The organism is Methanobrevibacter ruminantium (assembly GCF_016294135.1).
GTDB classification, from domain to species: domain Archaea; phylum Methanobacteriota; class Methanobacteria; order Methanobacteriales; family Methanobacteriaceae; genus Methanobrevibacter; species Methanobrevibacter ruminantium_A.
In genome coordinates, this window is sequence record NZ_JAEDCO010000076.1 from 1 (window position 1) to 2,487 (window position 2,487).

The 2,487-nt window shown below is 30.3% G+C and carries 2 protein-coding genes; both read left to right on the forward strand.

The window, feature by feature from the left end; all coding sequences use genetic code 11:
- Positions 1-225: 225 nt before the first annotated feature.
- Positions 226-1,266: a hypothetical protein gene (locus VW161_RS08835; protein ID WP_325192962.1), complete on the forward strand. Its 1,041-nt coding sequence runs from the start codon at positions 226-228 to the stop codon at positions 1,264-1,266.
- Positions 1,267-1,277: 11 nt separating this feature from the next.
- Entirely contained in the window at positions 1,278-2,348 is a 1,071-nt protein-coding gene (locus tag VW161_RS08840; protein WP_304135542.1) for a hypothetical protein, read from the forward strand.
- The last annotated feature ends 139 nt before the right edge of the window (positions 2,349-2,487 follow it).

The window sequence follows — 2,487 nt, forward strand, 5'->3', positions numbered from 1 at the left end:
TTACTTATAATACTATTTTATTTATAATTCATCTATAATAAAGTTTTAAGTTAAATTCCTATTCTTTACCAATTAAAGTTTTTTTTTAATAATTAATTATACCAAAAGTGAAAAGTTATAATTAATAAGTAATTTACACTTTTTTTATTAAATTATAATGATTTTAAAAGATTATAATTAAAATTGAGAAAGATTTAAATATTATTTTTAAATATAAAGCAATTAATGAAGATTAATAATAAAAATAACGACGATGAAAAGGATAAAAAGTATGGAAATGATTCTACAAGAAAAGAATTATTGAATGATGAGAAGGGAAATTTTTCAATCATCCTCACAAGCTTGATTCTAATCGGCTTTTTGCTATTGTCAATAATCATTTTAAATGTTGCAATTAATCAGGAAAGGGAAAATGGAGAGATTGTTTCATCCAATAACTTTCAATATATTGTAAATGACTACATAAGAAACCTTCCACTTATTGAACATGAAGCATTGGAAGACTTAAGTGAGGAGATTATAAAAGACAAAAGGCCATCTTTAGACTCCAAAAGCGATTTGAAGGAAATAGTTGATGGAAAGCTAAGTGCAAAAAACCAGGAATACTATGAAAACTACGGTATCCAAATCAATTCATCACTAATAGCTATTGAAAATACATCAAATCCCTTCTCATATAAATTCAAGACTCACATCTTAAGTGTAAAAGGAGATTACTCATTTGAAAAAATCGTGTCATCTGATGTTGACTTCATTGGTTTAAAGGATCCTGTTCCTATTCTTTATTTGAAAGATTATCATGGCCTTTCATACAATGAGAGCTTCTACAATTATGGTAATTCATTGTCTGAATTCTTAAGGTCAAAAGGTGTTGAAAACTACTCTTTTTATATTGATGCCAACTCTCCACTGATTATAAGGAAATGTCCATATGACCCTTACAAGCATCATGGAGATGACCAAGGAAAGATCATGAAAAACTGCAGGGACAATGGATATTATCATGAAAGCAGAGATGGAGCATGTTATCTATGCAGGCTTGAAGGAAAAAGCGGATGCGAGCATTATGGTTTTGAAACATTTATAAATCCTCAAAAAACAAATGAATCTGGCCGTGTGTCAGCATGTGGATCAGACCATGTAATATTCAGCGATGATATCTATTCTGGAGTTGAAGTCATCTACAATACTGAAAATGGATTGAATGAGATTCTCTATCTTGACTCTCATGGCCATAAGGTCAAGTATGGAATGAGTGGATTCTAGGGGTTATGTTGATGAAGAATTTAATAAAAGACCAATACGGCCTATTGTACTCCAGTGAACTGCTTCTGTCTATCATACTTCTTATTTTCATAATAGGAGTGGTGGCCAATTTAAGTGATGGGCTGAATGAAAAAATCTTAAGTGAAGAGGAAATTTCATCTCTTGAAGCTATTGCTATTGAGTCATCTGATTATCTATTGAATAATCCTGGAAATCCTGAAAATTGGGAAGATGATGAAGGATTGAAAAATGGAATCGTGTCAAAAAATATCATTCCAGGACTTGCAATAAAGAATAAAAATGTGGAGAATGGTGAGTTTTTTGATGAAAGTGCAAGTGATGAAATGATAATGTCAAATGCGATTTCCTATAATAAGCTGATTAAGATAAAAAACAATTACGATTCGCTTGTAGATAGGAATCTGTTTAATGATAGTGTCATGAGTTCAATGGTTATTTATCCTTTAAACAGTCAAATAAGGCCTATAGAGATGGGATATGATTTTGATAATGAGAATGATAATGTCAATGATAATAACATTGTAACAGTGAATAGAACAGTGAAATGTGATTTCTATTCCAACTTTGTAGTGTACAATTTCAATGATTTTGAGCTGTTCGGAGATGATTACAATAAAGATATGTTTTGTAATCATGACACTAATCCTAATTTAACTAATCATTCAAATGATGGAAGATCTCTTTGGGTATGTAAAAGCTTTAGAGTATATAAGGAATCTTTAGATGAGTATGAGTATTATCTGATAAGCGATGAATCTGTTAAAGACACTGGCACTTACTGGATTTTTGAGAGTCTAAATAGAACAAAGGAAAATAAGGAAATATTAAATCAGGAAGTCATTGACTTAAATCCGTTCTTTTTGGAAGATTTGGAAAATTCATCTGATGAAATCTATTCAATACACTTTAATGTTCCTAAAAATAGAGCTAATGATTTTAAAACAGTTTTAGTAGCCATTCCAAAGAACATGACAGATGTTTTAATATCCAATGATGGGTTGAATTATGACTACTTTAGAGTACAGGATGTGAACTTTGTATTAAAAGCAGGTTATAGATAAAATAAAATAAAAACATGAAGAAAAATGGTTAAAAAAAGAAAAAAAGATTTTTTACTCCCAGTTGGGGTAAAAATTTTGGTCCAGGTTTTGCGCTCCGAAGGAGCGGAAAAGCTGGGCTATAAAACACTATACAAATTCT